At 72.2% G+C, this 19,784-nt stretch carries 19 protein-coding genes and 2 tRNA genes; 8 read left to right on the top strand and 13 right to left on the bottom strand.

Annotated elements, in window-relative coordinates; all coding sequences use genetic code 11:
• Positions 1–79 precede the first annotated feature (79 nt).
• Positions 80–481 (top strand): hypothetical protein, encoded by a 402-nt coding sequence (locus ACIP9D_RS27735; protein WP_350874092.1) that lies wholly within the window; start codon positions 80–82, stop codon positions 479–481.
• Between the two features lie 29 nt (positions 482–510).
• Here the strand turns inward: ACIP9D_RS27735 and ACIP9D_RS27730 are convergent, their stop codons facing one another.
• Entirely contained in the window at positions 511–1,440 is a 930-nt protein-coding gene (locus ACIP9D_RS27730; protein ID WP_350874091.1) for an LLM class F420-dependent oxidoreductase, read from the bottom strand.
• A gap of 118 nt (positions 1,441–1,558) precedes the next feature.
• Here ACIP9D_RS27730 and ACIP9D_RS27725 point away from each other — a divergent pair, with 118 nt between their 5' ends.
• Entirely contained in the window at positions 1,559–1,873 is a 315-nt protein-coding gene (locus ACIP9D_RS27725) for a metalloregulator ArsR/SmtB family transcription factor (RefSeq protein ID WP_350874090.1), read from the top strand.
• Positions 1,870–2,403, top strand: a complete 534-nt coding sequence (locus tag ACIP9D_RS27720; RefSeq protein WP_350874089.1) for an SRPBCC family protein — start codon at positions 1,870–1,872, stop codon at positions 2,401–2,403. The genes ACIP9D_RS27725 and ACIP9D_RS27720 overlap by 4 nt, the downstream gene beginning before the upstream one ends.
• A gap of 58 nt (positions 2,404–2,461) precedes the next feature.
• On the opposite strand, the gene ACIP9D_RS27715 is transcribed toward ACIP9D_RS27720, so the two are convergent.
• The 4 genes from ACIP9D_RS27715 to ACIP9D_RS27700 all read right to left on the bottom strand — a co-directional run bounded on the left by ACIP9D_RS27715 (position 2,462) and on the right by ACIP9D_RS27700 (position 5,652).
• The gene (locus ACIP9D_RS27715) at positions 2,462–3,499 is read right to left on the bottom strand and encodes a hypothetical protein (RefSeq protein ID WP_350874088.1); all 1,038 of its coding nucleotides are present in this window, start codon (positions 3,497–3,499) and stop codon (positions 2,462–2,464) included.
• Positions 3,499–3,768, bottom strand: a complete 270-nt coding sequence (locus ACIP9D_RS27710; protein ID WP_350874087.1) for a hypothetical protein — start codon at positions 3,766–3,768, stop codon at positions 3,499–3,501. The genes ACIP9D_RS27715 and ACIP9D_RS27710 overlap by 1 nt, the downstream gene beginning before the upstream one ends.
• 490 nt (positions 3,769–4,258) lie before the next feature.
• Positions 4,259–5,053, bottom strand: a complete 795-nt coding sequence (locus tag ACIP9D_RS27705) for a methyltransferase domain-containing protein (protein WP_350874086.1) — start codon at positions 5,051–5,053, stop codon at positions 4,259–4,261.
• Positions 5,050–5,652 carry a DJ-1/PfpI family protein gene (locus tag ACIP9D_RS27700; RefSeq protein WP_350874085.1) on the bottom strand — a complete coding sequence of 201 codons (603 nt, stop codon included), beginning with the start codon at positions 5,650–5,652 and terminating at the stop codon, positions 5,050–5,052. The genes ACIP9D_RS27705 and ACIP9D_RS27700 overlap by 4 nt, the downstream gene beginning before the upstream one ends.
• Before the next feature lie 52 nt (positions 5,653–5,704).
• Here ACIP9D_RS27700 and ACIP9D_RS27695 point away from each other — a divergent pair, with 52 nt between their 5' ends.
• Positions 5,705–6,664, top strand: a complete 960-nt coding sequence (locus ACIP9D_RS27695) for a helix-turn-helix domain-containing protein (RefSeq protein ID WP_350874084.1) — start codon at positions 5,705–5,707, stop codon at positions 6,662–6,664.
• A 12-nt stretch (positions 6,665–6,676) separates the two neighbouring features.
• On the opposite strand, the gene ACIP9D_RS27690 is transcribed toward ACIP9D_RS27695, so the two are convergent.
• Complete coding sequence (locus ACIP9D_RS27690) at positions 6,677–7,057, bottom strand: VOC family protein (RefSeq protein ID WP_350874219.1); 381 nt, start codon at positions 7,055–7,057, stop codon at positions 6,677–6,679.
• Between the two features lie 205 nt (positions 7,058–7,262).
• Positions 7,263–7,754: a hypothetical protein gene (locus ACIP9D_RS27685; RefSeq protein ID WP_350874218.1), complete on the bottom strand. Its 492-nt coding sequence runs from the start codon at positions 7,752–7,754 to the stop codon at positions 7,263–7,265.
• A gap of 389 nt (positions 7,755–8,143) precedes the next feature.
• Here ACIP9D_RS27685 and ACIP9D_RS27680 point away from each other — a divergent pair, with 389 nt between their 5' ends.
• Together ACIP9D_RS27680 and ACIP9D_RS27675 are read left to right on the top strand one after the other, a co-directional pair.
• Positions 8,144–8,506 (top strand): YciI family protein, encoded by a 363-nt coding sequence (locus ACIP9D_RS27680; RefSeq protein ID WP_350874083.1) that lies wholly within the window; start codon positions 8,144–8,146, stop codon positions 8,504–8,506.
• Between the two features lie 35 nt (positions 8,507–8,541).
• On the top strand, positions 8,542–8,802 hold the full coding sequence (locus ACIP9D_RS27675; RefSeq protein WP_350874082.1) for a hypothetical protein: 261 nt from the start codon (positions 8,542–8,544) through the stop codon (positions 8,800–8,802).
• A 150-nt stretch (positions 8,803–8,952) separates the two neighbouring features.
• Here the strand turns inward: ACIP9D_RS27675 and ACIP9D_RS27670 are convergent.
• The 6 genes from ACIP9D_RS27670 to ACIP9D_RS27645 all read right to left on the bottom strand — a co-directional run bounded on the left by ACIP9D_RS27670 (position 8,953) and on the right by ACIP9D_RS27645 (position 15,418).
• Positions 8,953–9,029 (bottom strand) — tRNA-Ile (locus ACIP9D_RS27670).
• A gap of 62 nt (positions 9,030–9,091) precedes the next feature.
• Positions 9,092–10,777: an insulinase family protein gene (locus ACIP9D_RS27665; RefSeq protein ID WP_350874081.1), complete on the bottom strand. Its 1,686-nt coding sequence runs from the start codon at positions 10,775–10,777 to the stop codon at positions 9,092–9,094.
• Entirely contained in the window at positions 10,774–11,724 is a 951-nt protein-coding gene (locus ACIP9D_RS27660; RefSeq protein WP_350874080.1) for a hypothetical protein, read from the bottom strand. Before ACIP9D_RS27660 ends, ACIP9D_RS27665 begins: the two co-directional genes overlap by 4 nt.
• A 44-nt stretch (positions 11,725–11,768) precedes the next feature.
• On the bottom strand, positions 11,769–13,007 hold the full coding sequence (locus ACIP9D_RS27655) for an NAD(P)/FAD-dependent oxidoreductase (protein ID WP_350874079.1): 1,239 nt from the start codon (positions 13,005–13,007) through the stop codon (positions 11,769–11,771).
• A complete protein-coding gene (locus ACIP9D_RS27650; RefSeq protein WP_350874078.1) occupies positions 12,997–15,117 on the bottom strand; it encodes an MMPL family transporter in 2,121 nt (706 codons plus the stop codon). The genes ACIP9D_RS27655 and ACIP9D_RS27650 overlap by 11 nt, the downstream gene beginning before the upstream one ends.
• A 225-nt stretch (positions 15,118–15,342) precedes the next feature.
• Positions 15,343–15,418: transfer RNA gene (locus ACIP9D_RS27645), tRNA-Asn, on the bottom strand.
• A gap of 294 nt (positions 15,419–15,712) precedes the next feature.
• On the opposite strand from ACIP9D_RS27645, the gene ACIP9D_RS27640 reads away from it, so the two are divergent.
• Both ACIP9D_RS27640 and ACIP9D_RS27635 read left to right on the top strand, forming a co-directional pair.
• Complete coding sequence (locus ACIP9D_RS27640; protein WP_350874077.1) at positions 15,713–16,111, top strand: hypothetical protein; 399 nt, start codon at positions 15,713–15,715, stop codon at positions 16,109–16,111.
• Positions 16,112–16,391: 280 nt separating this feature from the next.
• Positions 16,392–19,721, top strand: a complete 3,330-nt coding sequence (locus ACIP9D_RS27635) for a ThuA domain-containing protein (RefSeq protein WP_350874076.1) — start codon at positions 16,392–16,394, stop codon at positions 19,719–19,721.
• Positions 19,722–19,784 lie beyond the last annotated feature (63 nt).

Genomic DNA, 19,784 nt, shown 5'->3' with positions numbered 1-19,784 from the left:
CCCGCACCGACGCCCCGACGCGGCGGGCCCGGTCGATCGGACACGGTTGCCACCGGCGTCGGAGGGAAACCCTACGCCCATGAGCAGCTACCGAGATCCCGCACCACGTGGCGACGTCTTCCCCTCGGAGGAGGAGATCGACCCGACCGGCACCGCCGTGCAACCGACCAGCGGGCCGGCCGGGGCGTACCCGGACGCGTCGTCGCCCGGCCCCCGGCCCACCCCGGCGCCGCCGCCGGCGCCGCGACCGGTGCCCACGCCGGCCCCGCCACCGCGGGTGGCCGGACCGGGCGGGCGCTCGATCGTCACCCGGCACCTGGACGGGTCGGTCGAGGTGGTCACCGACCTCGACGGTGACGGCCTGGCCGACGTGGTGCAGGTCGACCTGACCGGCGACGGGGTGCCGGACGTCACCTACGTCGACCGGGACCGCGACGGCCGGCTGGACACGGTGCTGCGCGGGCCCGGGCCGGCCCGCTGACGCCTCGGCCCGCTGACGGGTCGGCCGGGTCAGAGCTTCGGCATCACCTCGGCCGCGACCAGCTCGATGTGGTCCAGGTCGGCGAGGTCGAGCACCTGGAGGTAGAGCCGCTGGCTGCCGATCGCCGCGTACCGGCCGATCTTGTCGACGATCTCGGCGGGGGTGCCGGCGAGGCCGTTCTCCCGCAGCTCGTCCGGTTCCCGGCCGATCGCCGCGGCCCGACGGGCCACCTCGGCGTCGTCCCGCCCGCAGCAGAGCACCAGGGCGTTCGACCAGTGCAGCTGGGCCGGGTCGCGGCCGATCTCGGCGCAGGCCTCGCGTACCCGGTCGAACTGCGCCGCCGAGTCCTCGACCGAGGCGAACGGGAGGTTGAACTCGTCGGCGTACCGGGCGGCGAGCCGGGGGGTGCGCTTCGGGCCCATGCCGCCGAGCAGGATCGGCGGACGCGGGTCCTGCACCGGCTTGGGCAGCGCAGGCGAGTCGGTCACCGGGTAGTACCGGCCGGCGTGGTCGAAGGTCTCGCCCCGGGGCGTCGCCCAGAGCCCGGTGATGACGGCGAGCTGCTCCTCCAGCCGGTCGAAGCGCTCCGCCAGCGACGGGAACGGGATGCCGTACGCGGTGTGCTCCTCGGCGTACCAGCCGGTGCCGATGCCCAGCTCCACCCGGCCGCCGCTCATCTGGTCGACCTGGGCCACGGTGATCGCCAGCGGCCCGGGCAGCCGGAAGGTGGCGGCGGTCATCAGCGTGCCGAGCCGGATCCGGCTGGTGTCCCGGGCCAGGCCGGCGAGGGTGGTCCACGCGTCGGTGGGGCCGGGGTCGCCGCTCACCGCGCCCATCTTCAGGTAGTGGTCGGAGCGGAAGAACGCGCCGTAGCCGGCGTCCTCCGTGCAGCGGGCCACGGCGAGCAGCTCGTCGTAGCTGGCGCCCTGCTGGGGTTCGGTGAAGATCCGCAGTTCCATGCCCCGAGCATAGGAAGCCGCCACGGGCCCCGCCCGGGGACCGGCCCGACCGCCGGCGGAGCGTCGGAGAGCTGCATATGCCTTGACAGGCATATGCTTCGGAAAGCATATTGTGGTGGTGCCCGCAGTCGACGCCTTCACCGTCCTCGCCGAGCCCACCCGGCGCCGGATCCTCGACCAGCTCCGGCTCGGCGAGAGCTCCGTCGGCGAGCTTGTCGGTGCCCTGCGGGTCAGCCAACCGGCGGTCTCCAAGCACCTGCGGGTGCTCCGCGACGCCGGCTTCGTCACCTGCCGCACAGCCGCCCAGCAGCGCATCTACCGCATCGACGTGGCCCCGTTGCAGGCCGTCGACGGCTGGCTCGACCCCTACCGGCGGCTCTGGGCGCGACACCTGGACGCTCTGGAACGGCACCTCGACAGTCAGGAGCAGTGACGGACCGCGACTCGTTCCGCCCCAGCCCGCCCGGCGAGCTGGGCTGCGAGACCACCGGCGGGGGCGCCACCCTGGTCCTCGTCCGCGACCTGCGCCATCCGCCGGCCACCGTCTGGGCGGCGCTGACCGATCCGGCCCGGCTCGCCGAGTGGGCGCCGTTCCTCGCCGACCGCGACCTCGGCACGCCCGGCGCCGCCGTGCTCAGCCTGGTCGACGGCGCGACCCGCGAGGAGCACCCGGCGGTGGTACGCCGGGCCGAGCCGCCGCACCTGCTCGAGTACACCTGGGGCGACGACCTGCTGCGCTGGGAGCTGGCAGCCACCGACACCGGCACCCGGCTCACGCTGCGGCACACCGTGGCCGATCGCGGCATCGTGCCGATGGTCGCCGCCGGCTGGCACCTCTGCCTCGACGTGGCCGGGCAGTTGCTCGACGGCGACCCGGTGGGCCCGATCCGGGGCGCGGAGGCGAAGGACTTCGGCTGGGCCGAGCTGCGCGACGCGTACGCCGCACAGCTCGACCGGGACTGAGCCCGCGCCGGACTCGCCGGCCGGCCCGGCGCCGCGACGGCACCGGGCCGGCGGGCGGTCAGACGTACGGGCGCTTGGCGTACGCGGACCGCAGCGCGGCCAGCCCGGCGGCCTTGGGCGACAGCGTCCCCCAGCCGGAGTTGAAGTAGTTGGTGCGCACGATCCGCGGCCCTCGCTCGGCGTTGAGCTGGGCGATCGCCGCCGGGACGGTGGCGATCCAGGCGGCCTGGTCGGGCACCTCGGCCACCCGCACCCCCCACTCGGCGATGATCACCGGGCGGGACAGCGCGATCGGGCCGAGGTCGGCCACCGCCCAGTCCTTGGTGCGCCGGAACCGGGACAGCGCGGTGTGGCTGGCGCTGGTGGCGTAGGCGTTCCACTGCAGGAAGTCGAGCTTCGCCATCAGCGCCTCCGGGTGGGTGCGCTGGAAACAGGCCCGGTCGAACCCGCCCAGGCCCACCGAGAAGGTGGTCCCGGCCGGCAGCGACCGCGCCCGGAACCAGTTCACGATGTAGGTCATCGCCTGCACCGCCCGGGCGTCCGACTCCGCCCAGGTGTACGCCTTGCCCGCCTCGCTGGTGCCGAACTCGTGGTCGGTGTCCAGCTCCGAGGCGAGCTGGATGTTCACCCCGAAGCCGAGGGTGCGGTACTGCGACAGGGCCCGGGCGAAGAGCCCGTCGCACTGCCCGGCGATGACCTGGCCGTAGCCGTACGCCTTGGGCCAGGTCGTCCCGGGTCGCTGCTGGATGGTCATCGCGGGCTCCGGGACGGTGTACGACGTGCCGTCCACGGTGAAGGTCTGCGGCCCGGCGTTGGGCGCCCCGTAGTGCTTCAGCTCCAGCACCATGTTCATCTTCACCCCGGCCTTGCCGAGGGTGGTCAGCCAGGTTCGCTGGTAGCCGGGAAAGGTGTAGCCGTCGGCGAAGCTCCGGTACTGGGTGAGGGAACGAAAGTTCCCGCCGGCCATGTCCGCCGTCGGGTCGGCCCCTCCGGAGAGGTAGTAGCCGCCGAGCACCGGCTGGGCGATGGCGTAGTCGGCGGTGGCGGTGGCGGTGCGCCCGCCGGCGTCGCGCACCGTGACGGTCACCCGGGGCATCACGCCACCGCCCGGTAGACGGCCACCGAGCCGCTGTCCGACAGCCGGGTCCAGGTGCGACCGGAGTCGTCGGTGACGGTGACGGTGAGCGGATCGATCACCGCGGCGACGCGGACCGGAGCGCTGCTGTTGCCCTGCGCGTCGGTGACCACGATCGTGACGGTCAACGGCTTCGTGTCGGCGTCGGAGTAGGTCACCGTCAGGGTCATCTGGTCCCCCGGTGAGTACGTCGACGCGTTGAGGGATGCGGTCGCGCTGGGAGCGGCCATGTCGGCCCCTCCTCTCTTGTTCGGTCGCCGGGGCGCACGGCGCGAAGCCGACGCCGGTCCGGCCGGGTGTCGGGATGCGGGGAGCCGGGACCGCCGGGGCGCGCGTCGGCGCGCTGCCGGCCGGCGGCGGCGTCGGCTACCGGGAGGTGGGATGACGTCCTTGTCGCCGATGAGATCGGCACCGCTCCGGGCGCCCGGGACGGTGCGGGCCGCGGCCACGACCGAGCGGGTACGCGGTCGGAATCGGCGCTGCTACGCCGGGTCCGCCGCGAGCGGCCGGACGGGCTCGGGATGGCGGCGCCGGCGGCGACCATGCTGTCCCCGCCGGGCCGGAGGAGTGGGATGTGGCCCGCCATCCGTCAGCCTCTTCACCTGCTACAACAGTGCGACGCCGGAGGCCCGGACGTCTTGTCCGCTATCGGACAGTGGTCCCGGCTTGTGGAGAACATCGGCATGTGTCTGGCCGACGGCCCGTGAGCTGGGGCACAGCTCACCCAGCGGCGTTGCCGCGGACCGCCCAGGCGCGGGCGGTGAGCCGGATCGAACCGTCCGGTTCGACCGGCAGTCGGGCGGCGAGCAGGTCGCGCAACCGGTTGCGCTGCGGCTCGGGCAGCGACCTGACGTAGCCCGGGATCGTGCCCTGCCCGCCCAGAAACGGGGTCCAGTAGTCGTCGAAGCCGGCGAAGACGGTAGGCACCTCGATGGGCTGCACCGTCACCGCCCGCAGACCGGCGTCGGCCCAGAGCTCGCGCAGGGCTTCCGGGTCGCAGACCCCGCGACGGCGGCCCTCGTCCCGCTCGGCCGCCGACGGGTCGAGCGCGGCGGCGGCGTCCCAGAAGTGACGCATCATCGCCATGCCCTCGGCGTAGTCCCAGACGTACGCGGCGGCCACCCCGCCGGGCGCGAGCACCCGGGCGACCTCGGCCACCGCCCGCGTCGGCTCGGGCACGAAGTTGAGCATCAGCCCGCTGACCACGACGTCGACGCTGCCGTCCGACACCGGCAGGGACCGGGCGTCGCCGATGAGGAACTCGGCGCGCCCGTCCTCGATCAGCGCCCGGGCACGGGTCACGAACCCCGCTGACGGGTCGACGCCGGTCACCTCGCTCGGGTCGGCCATCGCCAGCACCGTCGAGGTGAGCGCGCCGGTCCCGCAGCCGACGTCCAGCCAGCGCCGGCCGAGCGGCTGGTCCAGCCAGCTCAGGAACTCCATCGCGACGCGCCGACTCCACCGTCCGACGTACGCCTCGTACGCCAGACCGTCCACCCAGACCGGGCCCGTCATGCGGGGCACGATACGCGCCCTCGCGCGTGGAACACCCGGGCCGTCCGCGCGTACCCGATGACGGCCGCGACCCGGTCCGCGGTGGCCGAACCCAGTTCCCGCTCGGTGATCCAGAGGCCCAGATCCAGCCCGGCGCTCAGGGCGCCCGCGGTGATCCGGTCACCGTCGTCGACAACTCGCTCGGCGACGACATCCACGTCGTAGGCCCGCAACTCCTCGTACGCGTTCTGATTGGTGGTGGCCTGCCGATCAGCCAGCAGGCCGGCAGCCGCCAGCAGCAGACCGCCGGTGCACACCGAGGCCACCCAGCGGGTCGACGGCGCCAGCGCGGCCAGCCGCGCCGGCAGGACGCCGAGTTGCGCCTGAGCCCAGGCGCCCGCCGGGGCGCGGTTCAGCCATCCACCGCCGGGAACGACCAGACCGTCCGCCTGGCCCAACACCGTCGGTACGTCGAACCTGACACCACGCATGCTGGTCACCGGGCCGGGTCGCTCCACAGCGACCAGCTCGACGCTGAACCCGGCCATGGACAACACCTCGAACGGCCCGAACACGTCCAGTTCGTCGACGCCGTCGAACACCACAATCTCGATTCGCACCCAGCCAGCATCCCGTCGGATCACCGTGGGCACGAGTGGCATGCTTGCCATCATGCGCAAGGAAACTGCCACGCATCGGGTGGCTGTACTCGCACTGCCGTCCACGGTGGCGTTCGACCTCACGATCGCGACCCATGTGTTCGGCCATGACGGCGAGGGCCGATACGCGCTCACCATCTGTTCGTTGGAGAGCGGCGCGGTCTCCACCACCACCGCCGGCCTCGGCCTGACCGTCGAGGCCGGCCTCGACGCGCTCGCCGACGCCGACACCGTCGTCGTGCCCGGGTTCGCCCGCGGGCGGGCGCCGGTGCAGGCCCTCGCCGCCCTGGCCCTCGCGTACCGTCGCGGCGCGCGGATCGCGTCGATCTGCACCGGCGCGTTCGCCCTGGCCCAGGCCGGCCTGCTCGACGGCCGGCGCGCCACGACCCACTGGCTGCACGCCGACGCGCTCGCCCGCGAGCACCCCCAGGTCACGGTCGACGCGAACGCCCTGTACATCGACGAAGGCCAGGTTCTGACCAGCGCCGGGCTCGCCGCCGGCCTCGACCTCTGCCTCTATCTGGTCGGCCGCGACCACGGCCAGTCCGCAGCCATCCACCGCGCCCGCCGCATGGTCACGCCCCTGCACCGGGCCGGTGGCCAGGCGCAGTTCATTCCGTCGAGCGCCACGGTCGACGCCGTGGAACTGGCCGACGTCACCGCGTGGGCGACTGCCAACCTGCACCTGCCCATCACCGTCAGCGAGCTTGCCCGCAGGGGCACGCAGTCCACCCGCAGCCTGCACCGCGCCTTCCAGGCCCGATTCGGCCTGAGCCCGCGAGCCTGGCTCGTCCAGCAACGGCTGCGCGCCGCCTGCACCCTGTTGGAGGACGGCGACCTGAGCATCGACGAGGTGGCTCGACGCACCGGCCTGGGCACCGCCACCAACCTGCGGACGCATTTCCGCCGGGCCTTCGCCGCCACCCCCACCGCCTACCGGCGAGCCTTCACCCCCGGACACCCGGAGCACTGACGCTCCCTGTGTTCAGAGGCGTTGGACGATCTGAATCGGGTTTCCATCCGGGTCGGCGGTCCAGGCGATCAGCAGGCGATCGAGCCACCTGTGGGGTGACGCCAGGGCCGGAGCCCCCATCGCGATGAGTTCCGTGTACGCGGTGGCCGTGTCATCGGTCCAGAGGATGACGGCCGCCCGCTGCCCCGCGGGCACCGGATCGAGCCCGTGATCGTCACGGGTGGATTCGACCGAGGCGATACCGATCTTGTAGCCGTCGAGCACGAGGTCGACGTGGATCGGCTCGCCCTCGGTCGGCACCCGGAAGGTCTCGGTGAACCCGAGCCGTGAGTAGAACGCGACGGCGCGCGGGACGTCCTCACTGAACAGGATGATCTGCGGAGTGCGAAACATCGACACGGCGGGAGGCTATCGCGGCGGGTGCGCGGCGGCGAGCCTTCAGCGCGGCAGGCGTACGGTCAACGTCGCCGACCGCTCTTGTGCTTGGAGCGGCTCGTGAAACCGGCACCGCCCGGGATCGCGGCGGCAGCGCGCCGCGCTGCCGTACGCCGGGGAATCCAGCGCCGGAACGGGATCCGCGACAGCAGCAGCGGAACCCTCAGTCCTCGTCGACTGCAAGTACGGCGACCACGACTCCACCACCCATTCCCACGACCAGCGCGTCGAAGGTGTGCTGGGTGACGGGATTCCAGGAGCTGAGAGTGGTGTTCGTCCACCATCTGGAGTCGTGCCCAAGCAGCTTGCGGAGCCGCCCGAAGACGTCATGGGCCTTGTCGACCGGGTAGCGGCCCTCGCCGTGGTACGCCAAGGTCCGCGACGCCAGGCCGGTGAGCAACTCGACCGCGTCAGCAGCGTCGACCTGCCACAGGAGTGGAGCGAGTTCGGCCTCGTTCTGCGGTGCCTGCGGCGGATCCCCGAACCGGCTGACCCCGTCGATCACCGCGCACTCGCTCAGGAACTCGAACACGCTGGTGAACACGACCTCCCGATCGGCGAACCAGACCGATGCCCAGAGGTGCTCGTTGCCGTACGGGCCGGGCAGGCCAGCCAAGAGCTGCCGGACCCGCGCCAGACGCTCGGACGCGTCCATCACCTACCCACCGTCACCAGTCACCCCTGGGAGACCTGACCGCTGCTTTCATCCGTTGCTGTCATCGTGGTGGCGGTGTCGTAGCCGGTTCGTTCAGCAGCGCCGTAAGAGGCTTATACCAGTAGTGGTCGTGGTACGAACCCCGCCCCAACCCTGGCCAACCCTGCTCGCCGACCAGCATCAGCCTCGTCGTTCACGACGCCACCGTACGGATTCGTGGCCACGCTGTGAAGATCTCTCGACCGGGCCGCGGTGTCGGTTGATCTCGCCGGCTCCACGCCCCGGAAGCTGCGGCAGAAATCAAGCTGGAGAGTGTCGGATCTGCCGGATGCCGTTCGTAGCGTATGCAGAGACGGACGTCGGGTCCGGGGACGATCAGAGGAGCGGACATGCCTGAGTACCTCATCTACTTCAACCAGCAGTGGGTGGGTGACCACACCGAGGAGTGGTTCCGCGGGCGCGGTCCGCTCGCCAGGGCGGTTGTTGATGAGATCAAGGCCGCCGGGGCATTCGTCTTCGCCGGGGGCCTGGAGGAAGAGGACGGCCCAGTCTTCAACGCAGACGCCACAAGCGGTGCGATGGTCTTCACCGACGGGCCCTACGTCGAGAGCAAGGAGTTCCTGGGTGGCCTGACCATCGTGGACGTGCCGGATGAGGCGACCGCCCGGATGTGGGCCGGCAAAATCGCGGAGGCATGCGGCTGGCCGCAGGAGGTTCGCCGGTTCAAGCCGCGGCGCGTCTTGCAGGGATGAGATCGTCACTCGTCGGCTGAGGCTTGGGCCGAGGCGTGGCCGGCACCGGGGCGACGTCGCCGCCGCGGTATCGGCAAGGATTCGACCAGGCACGGGGGCGGCCAGAGAAGTGCCGCCCCCGGCGCCGTCACGAGGCGCTTCTAGGGATCCGCGAACTTCCTGCCGGCAGGCACCGTCTGGAGGGCCAATACCGCCGCCGGTACGGCCGCGACGGCGCCCTGGTGGAGGTCACCGTGCTGGACGCCGTCCCCGACATCCTCGACCTGACCAACGAGATCGAAGGCGCTGTCGCCTGAGTCCGGCCCGAAGGACGCCGAGCTATTCAGCCCTTGCGGCAGCCAACACATGCGCGTGCGCCGTGACGCCTCGTAACCGCGCGCCGAGACCGCTCGCGCGCCGGACAACCCGCAGGCCTGGCTGATCCGGCCGATCAAGTCACCTGCCGTTGGTGGGGCGGGCGGGACTCGAACCCGCGACCGAGGGATTATGAGTCCCCTGCTCTAACCGGCTGAGCTACCGCCCCGGTACCGCGCCGGATCTTATCCCGCTCGGTCGATCACCGGCCAGCACTGGGGCCGGTGCGCATCATCGGCGCCGCCGTTGTCGCAGCAGCACGATGGGCAACGCGAGGATAACAGTGAGCAGCCAGCTCACCACGACGATGCCCCACAGCCAGCCGTCGCGCTCGGCCGGCGCGGTGGCGAACGTGCCGATCGTCATCAGCAGGGCGAGCCCACCGACGCACAGCACGGCCAGCCAGCTGAGCACCAGCACCGGGATCTCCCACCAGGAGCGTGCGCCGTCGCGGGCCGGCCGGGCGGGGTTGCGCGGCTGCGGAACGCGTTCCGGGTCGCGGGCCGGCATCAGGACGTGCCGGTCGGGCGGCACCAGGGCGTCGATGGTCCGGACGGTGTCGGGGTGCAGCGCGAACAGGGTCGGCTCGATCCGCAGCGTGATGGCGTCGGCGCCGATCAGCTGGCGGGCACCGTCCGGCCAGGCCAGCATCACCGCGCACTCGGCGTACCGGACGGTGATCGGGCCGTGTGGTCCGACGTAGCTCGCCCCGTCCAGGCCGACCCGCAGCTCGCCCTCGCCGTCCCGCTCCCGGTAGGCGGTGCCGGTGACGACACCGGCCGAGCGGGTGGGCGCCGCGGCGAAGCCGGCCCAGTCCGCGGTGTGCCCGTCCGGCACCATGAGCAGCGCGGACGCGGTCACCTCCTGGGCCACCTCGTGCAGGTCGGCGACCGTCACCGCCTTCAGCTCGGCCCGGTGCTCGTCGGTGCTGAGGTTGGGCTCACCGGTCAGCATGTTCAGGGCGTACGACGGCAGCCGGGCGGCGTCCACCTCGCCGGTGGCGAGGAACTCCTCCCGCTTGGCGACGGTCGCGTCCAGGTCGGCCTGCTCGATCCGGCCCACCCGCAGCTTGGCCAGTACGTCGACGAAGCCACCGAGCACCGCGTCCTGCTTCTCGGGCAGCGCGTCGGCCAGTGCGCGCAGCGTGGCGTGCCCGTCGCCCCGGGGCTCGTAGCCGGCCTGGATGGCGTAGGAGAGGCCGCCCTCCTGCCGCAGCGAGCGGAACAGCTCGCGCTCCAGCACCCCGGCGAAGGCGCTCGCCGCGGTGCTCCTCCGCACCACCGCGTCGAGCACCACCGCCCGGGAGCCGTTGACGAAGTACGCCGGGGTCTGCGGCAGCGCCGACGACACCGCCGGAACGGGCTGGCGGACGCCCGCGGGCAGCGGCAGCCGCAGCCCGGCGGGGATCCGGTCGCCGGCGATCCAGAGCACCGCGTTCTCCCGGGTGAACCAGCGGGCGGCCCACTGCCGCAGGTCCTCGGCGGTCAGGGCGGAGAGGCCGAACTCCGGGTAGCTGCTCAGGCCGTGGTCCCGGGCGCCGTGCCGCCACAGCGGCAGGTCACCGACCGCGGAGGCCCCTCGGCTGCTCCACTCGGTCCGCAGGATCTCCTTCTCCACCTCGATCCGGGCCACCGGGAGGTTGTGCAGGTGCTGGCAGACCGCGGTGAGGAAGGAGGCGATGTCCTGCTCGGAGCCCTGCAGGTGGAAGCTGGTGGCGACGGGCGCGGTGGCACCGTTGAAGTGGTAGTCGGCGAGCCCGAGCGGGGCGAGCGCGAGGTGTTCCACCAGGTGGGTGATGCCGCTGCGGGCCAGCGTCTCGTCGGCGGTGCCGACCCGGAAGGTCAGCCCGGCCCGCATCGGGCCCGCCGTCGGCGCGAGCAGGGTGGGTACCCCGTCCACGTCCAGCTCCTGGATCATGCGACACCGCCCTTCTCGTACGCCTCGGCGCGGAACTGCTGGAACAGCTTGCTCGCGTCCCCGTCGATGTAGCCGAACATCGCCTTGTCGCCGAGCGGCCCCATGGCCACGAACTGTTGGGCCGCCGGGCCGTACTCCTGCATCAGCACGAACGCCATGGCGAAGGTGCTGCGCACCCAGACCCAGCCGTGCTCGTGCCGGAAGTCGGGGTGGCGGACCGAGCGGTGCGCGGCCGCGTGGATCTCCTGGCTGACCTGTGGGCTGCGTAGGTAGGCCTGGGCCTGCCCGAGGTTCCCGTCCAGGGCCCGCTCCAGGTGCGCCTCGACGACCAGCACCGCGTTCGGCGCGCCGGGCGGCGCGGCCTCGGCGCACTCCCGGGCGAAGCCGTGCGCCCGCTCCCAGGTGCCGCTCCATTTCGGGCAGAACTGCTGCAGCAGCGAGGCCTGCGCCGGCAGGTGGTGCGGGTGGTGCTGGGCGAGCCGGTCGTAGCGTCGGCGCGCCTCGGCCTGGCCGAGTTCCAACCCGCGGCAGTTGGTGATCCGCTGGGTCCAGGCGGCCGCGTCGGCGGGGTGCCGGGCGGTCACGTCGATGAGTACCTGCTCGGCGCGGCGCAGGTAGTCGTGGAACTGGGCGAACTGCTCACGGCTGACGTACTGGGCACGGTAGGACGAGCGGATCCGCCAGCCGGCCTGGATCAGGTGCGCGCCGAGCAGGGTGCCGGCCAGCGCGTCGTCCGGGTCGTCGGCGAGCACCTTGCGCAGGAACGGTTCGACGGCCTCGGCCTCGGCGGCGACTCCGATCAGGAAGGTCCGGGCGCCGGGGTCGAGCCCCTCGAGGAGCGCGCGCAGGGCCGGCCAGTCATTCGCGGCGAGCGCGTCGCGGACCGGTGCGACCTCCGGGTATGCCGCGGCGGGGTCGAAGTTGGGTGGGGCGAGGGGTGCGGGCACGGCGGAGAGCATAAGTGATCATCATCGGGCCGCAACTCCCCTTTTCAGCCGGCACGCAGCTCGGCCAGCACCTCGCCGGCCGCCCGCCAGCCGCTGGCCAGGGCGCCCTGGATGGACGGGCTGGCCCGGTGGTCCCCGGCGACGAAGATCCCGTCACCGAGCGCCACGGGCTTGCGCAGCCGGCCCTGGGGTGGCGGCGCGGCGGGCAGCGCGTCGGGTACCCGGACGGTGGTCAGGTGGGTCCAATCGGCAGTGGACCGGCCGTAGAGGCGGGCCAGTTCGGCGCGTACGGTCGGCTCGGGTGGCGGCGTCGGGCCGACCACCGAGGTGGCCACGAGGTGCCGGCCCGTCGGGGCGTAGGTCGGCACGGCGTTGCTGACCACCACCGTGTTCGCGAGGATCTCCCGCCGCTCGCCGTCGAGCAGCAGGATCGGCTCGTCCAGCGGCGCCGCCTCGGTGCTGTGGTAGTAGGTCGTGTAGCTGTGCATGCGTACCGCCGCCAGGGCCGGCAGCAGCGTGGGCGCCGCCGGTGGGTCCACGGCGACCACGACGGCGCGGCAGCGGAGGTCGCCGGCCTGGGTGCGCACCCGGCCGGGCGCGACCCCGGCGACCGGGGTGTTCAGCTCGATCAGATCGGCCGGCAGCGGGTCGGCGATCGCCCGGGGCAGGGCGGCCATCCCCTCGGCCGGCAGGCCGATCCGGCCACGGGCGAACGACCGCAGCACCATCGCCAGCACCCGGCTGGAGGTCTCCAGCTCGCGGTCGATGAAGACGCCGGAGAGGAACGGGCGGATCAGCTCCTCGATGATCGCGTCGGAGAGGCCGGCCCGTCGCAGCGCCACCTCGCTGGTGGTCTCCGGCGCGCTGAGCAGCCGTCCGGCCGGCAGGGTGGCGCAGCCGGCGGCGAGCCCGGCGAAGCGGATCCGGTCGAGCAGGGAGCCGATCCCGGCGAGCGCGGCGCCCGGGGCGCCGGTCGGCTCGCGCAGCGGGTTGACCAGCCGGACCAGCCGGTCTCCGCGGCGCACCAGCACCCCGGAGGTGAACAGGCCCAGCCGCAACCGGTCGACGTCGAGCAGTGTGCCGAGCCGGGGATAGGCGGTGTTGAGCACCTGGAAACCCCGGTCCAGCAGGTAGCCGTCGACCGCGTCGGTGGCCACCCGGCCGCCGAGCCGGTCGCTCGCCTCCAGCAGCAGCCAGGGCACACCGGCGCGATGCAGCCGGCGGGCGGCGGCGAGCCCGGCCAGGCCGCCGCCGACAATGACCACGTCCGTCTCAACCAGCATTCAGCCGGCCCTCCTCACGGTTGCGCCGGGCCAGCCGGCCCGGCCACCAGATCGTCGGCCCGATGTCGTACGCGACCGCGGGCACCAGCAGCGAGCGGACCACGATGGTGTCGATCAGTACGCCGACCGCGACCGCGGTGCCCAGCTCGACCAGCACCACCAGCGGCAGCACGGCGAGCGCGGAGAAGGTCGCGGCGAGCACGACGCCGGCCGAGGTGATCACCCCGCCGGTGACCGCGAGGCCGGCCAGCACTCCGGCCCGGGTGCCGCGCCGGGTCGACTCCTCCCGGACCCGGCTCATCAGGAAGATGTTGTAGTCGATGCCGAGGGCGACCAGGAAGACGAAGGCGAAGAGCGGGAAGGACGCGTCCACGCCGGGGAAGTCGAAGACATACCGGAACAGCAGCGCGCAGAGCCCGAGGGTGGCCGCGAAGGAGAGCAGCACGGTCACGATCAGCAGGACGGGGGCCACGATCGCGCGCAGCAGCAGGGCCAGGATGACCGCGATGACCGCCAGCACCACCGGGATGATCACGTTCTGGTCGCGTTCGGCCGCGTCGGTGGTGTCCACGTTGATCGCGGTGAAGCCACCGACCACCGCGCCGGCCTCCGGCACCCGGTGCACGGCCGCGCGCAGCTCGCGGATGGTCCGCTCGGCCCCGTCGCTGTCCGGCGGGTCGGCGAGCGTCGCCTCCAGCTGGACCCGGCCGTCGACCACGAGCGGCGGCGCCCCCGGCGCGGCGGCCCCGGCCCGATCGGCGGTCACCGGCCGCACGGCGGCAACCCCACCGACGGCCTGGGCCGCCTCGGTGACCTGCCGGGCGGTCTGCTGACTGGTGAAGATGCTCGCCGGGCTGCCGGTGCCGGCCGGGTAGTGCCGGGCGATCACCTCCTGGCCGGCCACCGAGTCGGTGCGCTGGGTGAACAGGTCGGACTGGCCGAGCGTGGTGGTGCCGAGCTGGACCAGGCCGACGGCGAGGACGGCCAGCAGGAGCGCGGTGAGCACCCAGACCCGCCGGGCGCGCCGGGCCACGAAGCCGGCGATCCGGACCCAGATCCCGTGCTCGGCCTGCGGGTCGGCCCGGTCGTTGCGGGGCCGGCGCGGCCAGAACACCCAGCGGCCGCCGAGCACCAGCAGCGCGGGCAGGAAGGTGAGCATCACCAGCAGGGTGGCGGCGATGCCGATCGCGGCGACCGGCCCGAGCGCCCGGTTGGAGTTCAGGCTCGACAGCAGCAGGCAGAGCAGGCTGACGATCACGGTGCCACCGGAGGCGATGATGGCCGGCGCCGCGCCCCGCCAGGCGGTGCGCATGGCCGCCCAGGGCTTCTCGTGCCGGTGCAGCTCCTCGCGGTAGCGGGCGACCAGCAGCAGCGCGTAGTCGGTGCCGGCGCCGAAGACCAGCACGGTGAGGATGCCCTGCGCCTGCCCGTTGAGGGTGACCAGGTCCGCGTCGGCGAGCAGGTAGACGAAGAGCGATGCCACGGCGTACGACATCCCGGCGGCGAGCAGCGGGAAGGCCCAGAGCACCGGGCTGCGGTAGACGATCAGCAGGATGACCAGCACCACGCAGAGAGTGACCAGCAGCAGCGCGCCGTCGATCGCGGAGAAGACCTCGATCAGGTCCGCGAGCAGGCCGGCCGGGCCGGCGACGTCCACGGTCAGCCCGCCGGCACCGCCGCCGGCGATCTCCCGGATCCGCTCGACGACGCTGCCGATCCGCTCCCCCTCGGCGTCGTCGATCGGAACCACCACCTGGAGCGCCTGCCCGTCGGCGCTCGGGATCGGCGGGGGCAGCGGCCCGACCACCCCGGGCAGTCGCGCGAACCGGGCGGCGTCCGCGGCCACCCGCTGCTTGTCGGCCTCGGTGAGGCCGGAGCGCCGTTCGTAGACCACGAGGGCGGGGGTGCTCTGTCGGTCCACGAAGCCGCCGGCCAGCTCCTGCGCACGGGTGGCCTCGGCGTCGGCGGGGAGGAAGGCGGCATTGTCGTTGGTCGCCACGTCGCCGAGGCGCCCCGAGTAGGGTCCGGCGACCGCGCCGATGACCAGCCACGCCAGCACGACGACGACCGCGATCAGCGTGGTCCGGCCGCGGCCTACCGGTCCGGACATCCGCCCCCACCCGTGATTCGACGCGCGAAACGACGCAACCGAAGCCTAAGCCGACATCGTTCATCCTGCCCGGCAGGCGACCCGGGAGGGGCCGAAACGGCACCTATGCCCCGAATGCGTGGCCCCCGGAGCGGTGCGCACGCGGTGGACTGCCCCACCAGTGGCGGCGGTGAGGGCGGAAACGACGAACGCCCGGCGGCGAAGGCCGACGGGCGTTTCGTGGAGTGGCTCCCCCGATTGGACTCGAACCAATAACCTGCCGGTTAACAGCCGGCTGCTCTGCCAATTGAGCTACAGGGGACTGCATCGGCTGGCGTGCGGATCTCTCCGGCGCCGTGCGACGGGGACAAGAATACAGGACTCCGGGGGGTGTGAGTCCAGGGGGTTACCGAGCCCGCCCCGGTCCGGGAAGTGGCCGGCCACCCGAGACGGTGGGGATCGGCAATTCGGATAAATCGTCATCACGGCACAAGCAGGTATGAGTACGGAGCAGGATGGGTAGTTAGCTGCGGACGACAGGACGCAGGCGCGAGGTGGTCGTACGCCGGGGTGACCCGACGGGACCGACGGCGCGTCAGGTACGGAAGGAGCCGCCATGCGCGGAAAGATCATGTTTCTTGGCGGGCTGGCTGCGGGATTCGTCCTGGGCGCCCGTGCCGGCCGGGAGAAGTACGAGGAGTTGGTGGTCCGGGGCCGCAAGGTGCTCGACCACCCGACCGTCCAGGAGGCGGCCGGGGTGGCCCAGGCCCAGGCGACCCGGCTCTACAGCGAGGGTAAGGACAAGCTCGGCCAGACCAAGCTGGGCGAGAAGCTGGGCACCGGCAACGGCCACAAGCAGGAGCTGACGGCGGCGGACGACGCGTTCGCCGGCACGCCGGCAACGGTCGGCGCGAAGCACAGCACCGGTGCGTCGAGTGGCGGGTCGACCTCGTCGGCCAGCACCACGCCGCGGACCAAGCCGTCCGGCTCGGGCACCAACAGCAACACCCTCTAGTCGCACCTCGGTACGGGCCTGACCGCCATTTCGGCGGTCGGGCCCGTACCGTGTCTGCGCACGTCACGGCCGCGCGGTCGACGCCTGGGGAGACTTTCTCCGATTTGGAACGAAAGTTCGACCGGATCGACAAAAACTTCTGCCGGTTACCCCTTCTCTTTAGTGTCACCCGCAAATATCGTCCTGCGTAGAACCTGGCCAGGCTCTTGGTACTCCCCCGGCGACCTCCTCAGCGACGTACCGGCGCTGGGGCGGACCCGCCCGACCAGAGCGAGGTTCGATGCGCAGACCCATCGGCCGAAGAGCCGTCACCTACCTCAGCCTTCTCACCCTCGTCGGCGCGACGCTCGTCGCGACCGAACCCCACCAACCGGCGCCGGCGCAGGCCGCCCCGGCCGAGCAGAGCAACGGCATCCAGTACAAGGTCCTCGTCTTCACCCGATCGGCCGGCGGCAGCCACGCCGCCACCGACGCCGGGGTAGCCGCGATCCGGGAACTCGGCAAGGACCGGCGGTTCACCGTCGAGGTCACCGACGACTCCCGCAAGTTCGACGAGCCGCACCTCAAGCAGTTTCGCGCGGTGGTGTTCCTGAACACCTCCGGCGACGTGCTGACCGACGCCCAGCAGGCGGCGTTCGAGCAGTACTACCGCGACGGCGGTGGTTTCGTCGGCGTGCACTCGGCGATCGAGGCGGAGCCGGGCTGGTCCTTCCTCGACGAGGTGCTCGGCACCCGTGCCGCCGGGCCCGCGGCACCGGCCAGCCCGGCCACGGTCACCGTCGCCGACCGGGTGCACCCGGCGTCCGCCCCGCTGCCCGAGCGGTGGACCACGACCGACCGGTGGTACAACTTCGCGGCCAACGTCCGGGGCTTCTCACACGTCCTGGCCACGGTGGACGAGAAGACGTACGCCGGCGGCAACATGGGCTTCGACCACCCGGTCACCTGGTGCAAGGACTACCAGGGTGGCCGCTCCTTCTACACCGGACTCGGCGCCACCCCGGAGAGCTACTCCGGCGCCGACCTGCGGGCCCACCTCGCCGGAGCGATCCAGTGGGCGGCCGGCACCACCGACGGCGACTGCGGTGCGACGGTGCTGGCCAACTACCAGATGGAGGTCGTCGGCGCGCAGCCGAACGTCAACGAGCCGATCGGTTTCGACGTGCTGCCCGACGGCCGGGTCATCCAGACCGACCGTCGCGGTGGCGTACGGCTGCACGACCCGAAGAGCAACCAGACCACCGTGCTCGCCCAGATCCCGGTCTACACGCACAGCGAGGACGGGATGTACGGGCCGGCGGTCGACCGGGACTTCGCCACCAACAAGTGGGTGTACCTCTACTACGCGCCACCACTGGACACCCCCACCGGCGGCGCGCCGACCACCAGCACCGATCCGGCGGCCTGGGACCAGTGGAAGGGCTACTTCCAGCTGTCCCGCTTCAAGTTCGTCGACGGCGAGTCCCCGTCGCTGGACGTCGCATCGGAGCAGAAGATCCTCCAGGTGCCGGTCGACCGGGGCGCCTGCTGTCACGTCGCCGGTGACATCGCCTTCGACTCGGCGAACAACCTCTGGCTGGTGACCGGGGACGACACCCCGGCCGGCGGCGGTGGCTCGGGCGGCTTCTCGCCGCACAACGACTCGGTCAGCGCCACCGGGGTCTACCAGGCGCCGTTCGTGGACGCCCGGCGCAGCTCGGCCAACACGAACGACCTGCGCGGCAAGATCCTGCGGGTCTCGGTCCAGCCGGACGGCAGCTACACCGTGCCGGCGGGCAACATGTTCCCCGAGGCGCAGGATCCGGGCGACAAGACCCGGCCGGAGATCTACGCGATGGGCTTCCGGAACCCGTTCCGGATCACCCTCGACTCCGACGACGTCGCCTACATCACCGACTACTCCCCCGACTCCTCGACCGCCGCGGTGGGCCGGGGTCCGGCGGGCACCGGCCGGATGATGGTGGTCGACAAGCCGGCGAACTACGGCTGGCCGATGTGCGTGCAGCCGAACCTGCCGTACATCGAGATGAACTGGACCACCAACCCGATCTCGCCGGTGGCGCCGTTCGACTGCGCGGCGCCGCGGAACACCTCCCGGCACAACACCGGCCTGACCGACCTGCCGGCGGTGCAGAAGTCGGAGCTCTGGTACTCCTTCCAGGCCCCGACTCCCTGCCCGGAGTCCTACCTGTCCACCCCGACGCAGACCTGCCCGGTGCTCTTCCCGGAGCTGGGCACCGGCGGCGTCGGCCCGCACGGCGCGGCGCGCTACGACTACGACCCGGAGCTGAGGTCGGAGACGAAGTTCCCCGCGTACTTCGATGGCGCGATCTTCTTCGGCGAGTTCACGCGGGACACGCTCAAGGAGATCCGGCTCGACGGTCAGGGCGACATCCTGAAAATCAACAATGTGTTGAACTGCGGGCAGGCGCCCACCACCCCGACGAAGCCGTTCCTCTGTGACAACCCGATGGACATGAAGTGGGGCCCCGACGGGAACTTCTACCTGCTGACGTACGGCGACGGGTTCTTCAACGTCAACCCGGACGCGGCGATGCTGAAGTTCAGCTACGTCAAGGGGCTGCGGGCGCCGAACGCGGTGCTCACCGCCGACCGGACCAACGGCACCGCACCGCTGACCGTCGCGTTCAGCAGCGAGGGGTCGAAGGACCCGGACCCGGCGGACTCCATCTCGTTCGCCTGGGACTTCGACGGCAACGGCACGACCGACTCGGTCGACCCGAACCCGACGCACACCTACACCGCCAACGGCGTCTACACCGCCCGGCTGACGGTGACCGACTCCAGCGGCAAGACCGCGTCGGCCAACACCACCATCACGGTCGGCAACACCGCGCCGACGGTCACCGTCAACACCCCGCTGGAGGGCGGCTTCTTCAGCTGGGGTGACGGCATCCCCTGGTCGGTGACGGTCACCGACCCCGAGGACGGGCCGGTCGACTGCGGCAAGGTCGAGGTGACCTTCGTCCTGGGCCACGACAGCCACGGGCACGGCGAGGCCAACCAGTTCGGCTGCTCGGGGGTGCTGCCCACCGACCCGGATGACGCCTCGCACGGCGGCTACATCTACGGCGTGGTGAGCGCCTCCTACACCGACCTCGGGGCCAACGGGCAGCCGGCGCTGACCACGGTGGACCAGCAGGTCATCCAGGACAAGCGGCAGGAGGTCGAGTTCGCCGTCGACCAGTCCGGCACCACCGTCGGCGCCAGCGCCGACACCGGTGGCGGGCAGCAGCGCGGCAGCCTCGACCCGGGTGACTGGATCGCGGTCAACAACACGGTGGACCTGCGGAACATGCAGTCGGTCACGTTGCGCACCTCGGGCGGCAGCGCGGCCACCGCCGGGCAACCCCGGTTCGGCGTCCAGCTGCGGCTGGACTCCCCCACCGGCCCGCTGCTGGGCACCGCGGTGGTCAACGCCACCACCGGCAACAACGCCTTCACCAGCACCACCGTGCCGATCACCGACCCGGGCGGTCCGCACCGGCTCTACCTCGTCTTCACCACCGTTCCGGGCGGCCCGACCAGCGGTTTCGGAAACCTGAACTGGATCGAGTTCGCCGGACAGGGCATCGGCGTCACGTCCTGACGACGCCGTGGCCGGGGCCGCCGTGGCGGTCCCGGCCAACCGCTCCACCCACCAACCGCACCA

Origin of the sequence: Micromonospora sp. NPDC093243 (assembly GCF_044753725.1) — a bacterium.
Taxonomy (GTDB): domain Bacteria; phylum Actinomycetota; class Actinomycetes; order Mycobacteriales; family Micromonosporaceae; genus Micromonospora.
The sequence above is the reverse complement of the archived record's forward strand: the minus strand, read 5'-3'. Positions and strand labels throughout refer to the sequence as shown.

Excerpts from the sequence above, each read along its gene's own strand:
- ACIP9D_RS27735 (WP_350874092.1), top strand. The coding sequence starts at position 80 with ATGAGCAGCTACCGAGATCCCGCACCACGTGGCGACGTCTTCCCCTCG.
- ACIP9D_RS27730 (WP_350874091.1), bottom strand. The coding sequence starts at position 1,440 with ATGGAACTGCGGATCTTCACCGAACCCCAGCAGGGCGCCAGCTACGAC.
- ACIP9D_RS27715 (WP_350874088.1), bottom strand. The coding sequence starts at position 3,499 with ATGCCCCGGGTGACCGTCACGGTGCGCGACGCCGGCGGGCGCACCGCC.
- ACIP9D_RS27710 (WP_350874087.1), bottom strand. The coding sequence starts at position 3,768 with ATGGCCGCTCCCAGCGCGACCGCATCCCTCAACGCGTCGACGTACTCA.
- ACIP9D_RS27705 (WP_350874086.1), bottom strand. The coding sequence starts at position 5,053 with ATGACGGGCCCGGTCTGGGTGGACGGTCTGGCGTACGAGGCGTACGTC.
- ACIP9D_RS27695 (WP_350874084.1), top strand. The coding sequence starts at position 5,705 with ATGCGCAAGGAAACTGCCACGCATCGGGTGGCTGTACTCGCACTGCCG.
- ACIP9D_RS27690 (WP_350874219.1), bottom strand. The coding sequence starts at position 7,057 with ATGTTTCGCACTCCGCAGATCATCCTGTTCAGTGAGGACGTCCCGCGC.
- ACIP9D_RS27685 (WP_350874218.1), bottom strand. The coding sequence starts at position 7,754 with ATGGACGCGTCCGAGCGTCTGGCGCGGGTCCGGCAGCTCTTGGCTGGC.
- ACIP9D_RS27680 (WP_350874083.1), top strand. The coding sequence starts at position 8,144 with ATGCCTGAGTACCTCATCTACTTCAACCAGCAGTGGGTGGGTGACCAC.
- ACIP9D_RS27665 (WP_350874081.1), bottom strand. The coding sequence starts at position 10,777 with ATGATCCAGGAGCTGGACGTGGACGGGGTACCCACCCTGCTCGCGCCG.
- ACIP9D_RS27655 (WP_350874079.1), bottom strand. The coding sequence starts at position 13,007 with ATGCTGGTTGAGACGGACGTGGTCATTGTCGGCGGCGGCCTGGCCGGG.
- ACIP9D_RS27650 (WP_350874078.1), bottom strand. The coding sequence starts at position 15,117 with ATGTCCGGACCGGTAGGCCGCGGCCGGACCACGCTGATCGCGGTCGTC.
- ACIP9D_RS27640 (WP_350874077.1), top strand. The coding sequence starts at position 15,713 with ATGCGCGGAAAGATCATGTTTCTTGGCGGGCTGGCTGCGGGATTCGTC.
- ACIP9D_RS27635 (WP_350874076.1), top strand. The coding sequence starts at position 16,392 with ATGCGCAGACCCATCGGCCGAAGAGCCGTCACCTACCTCAGCCTTCTC.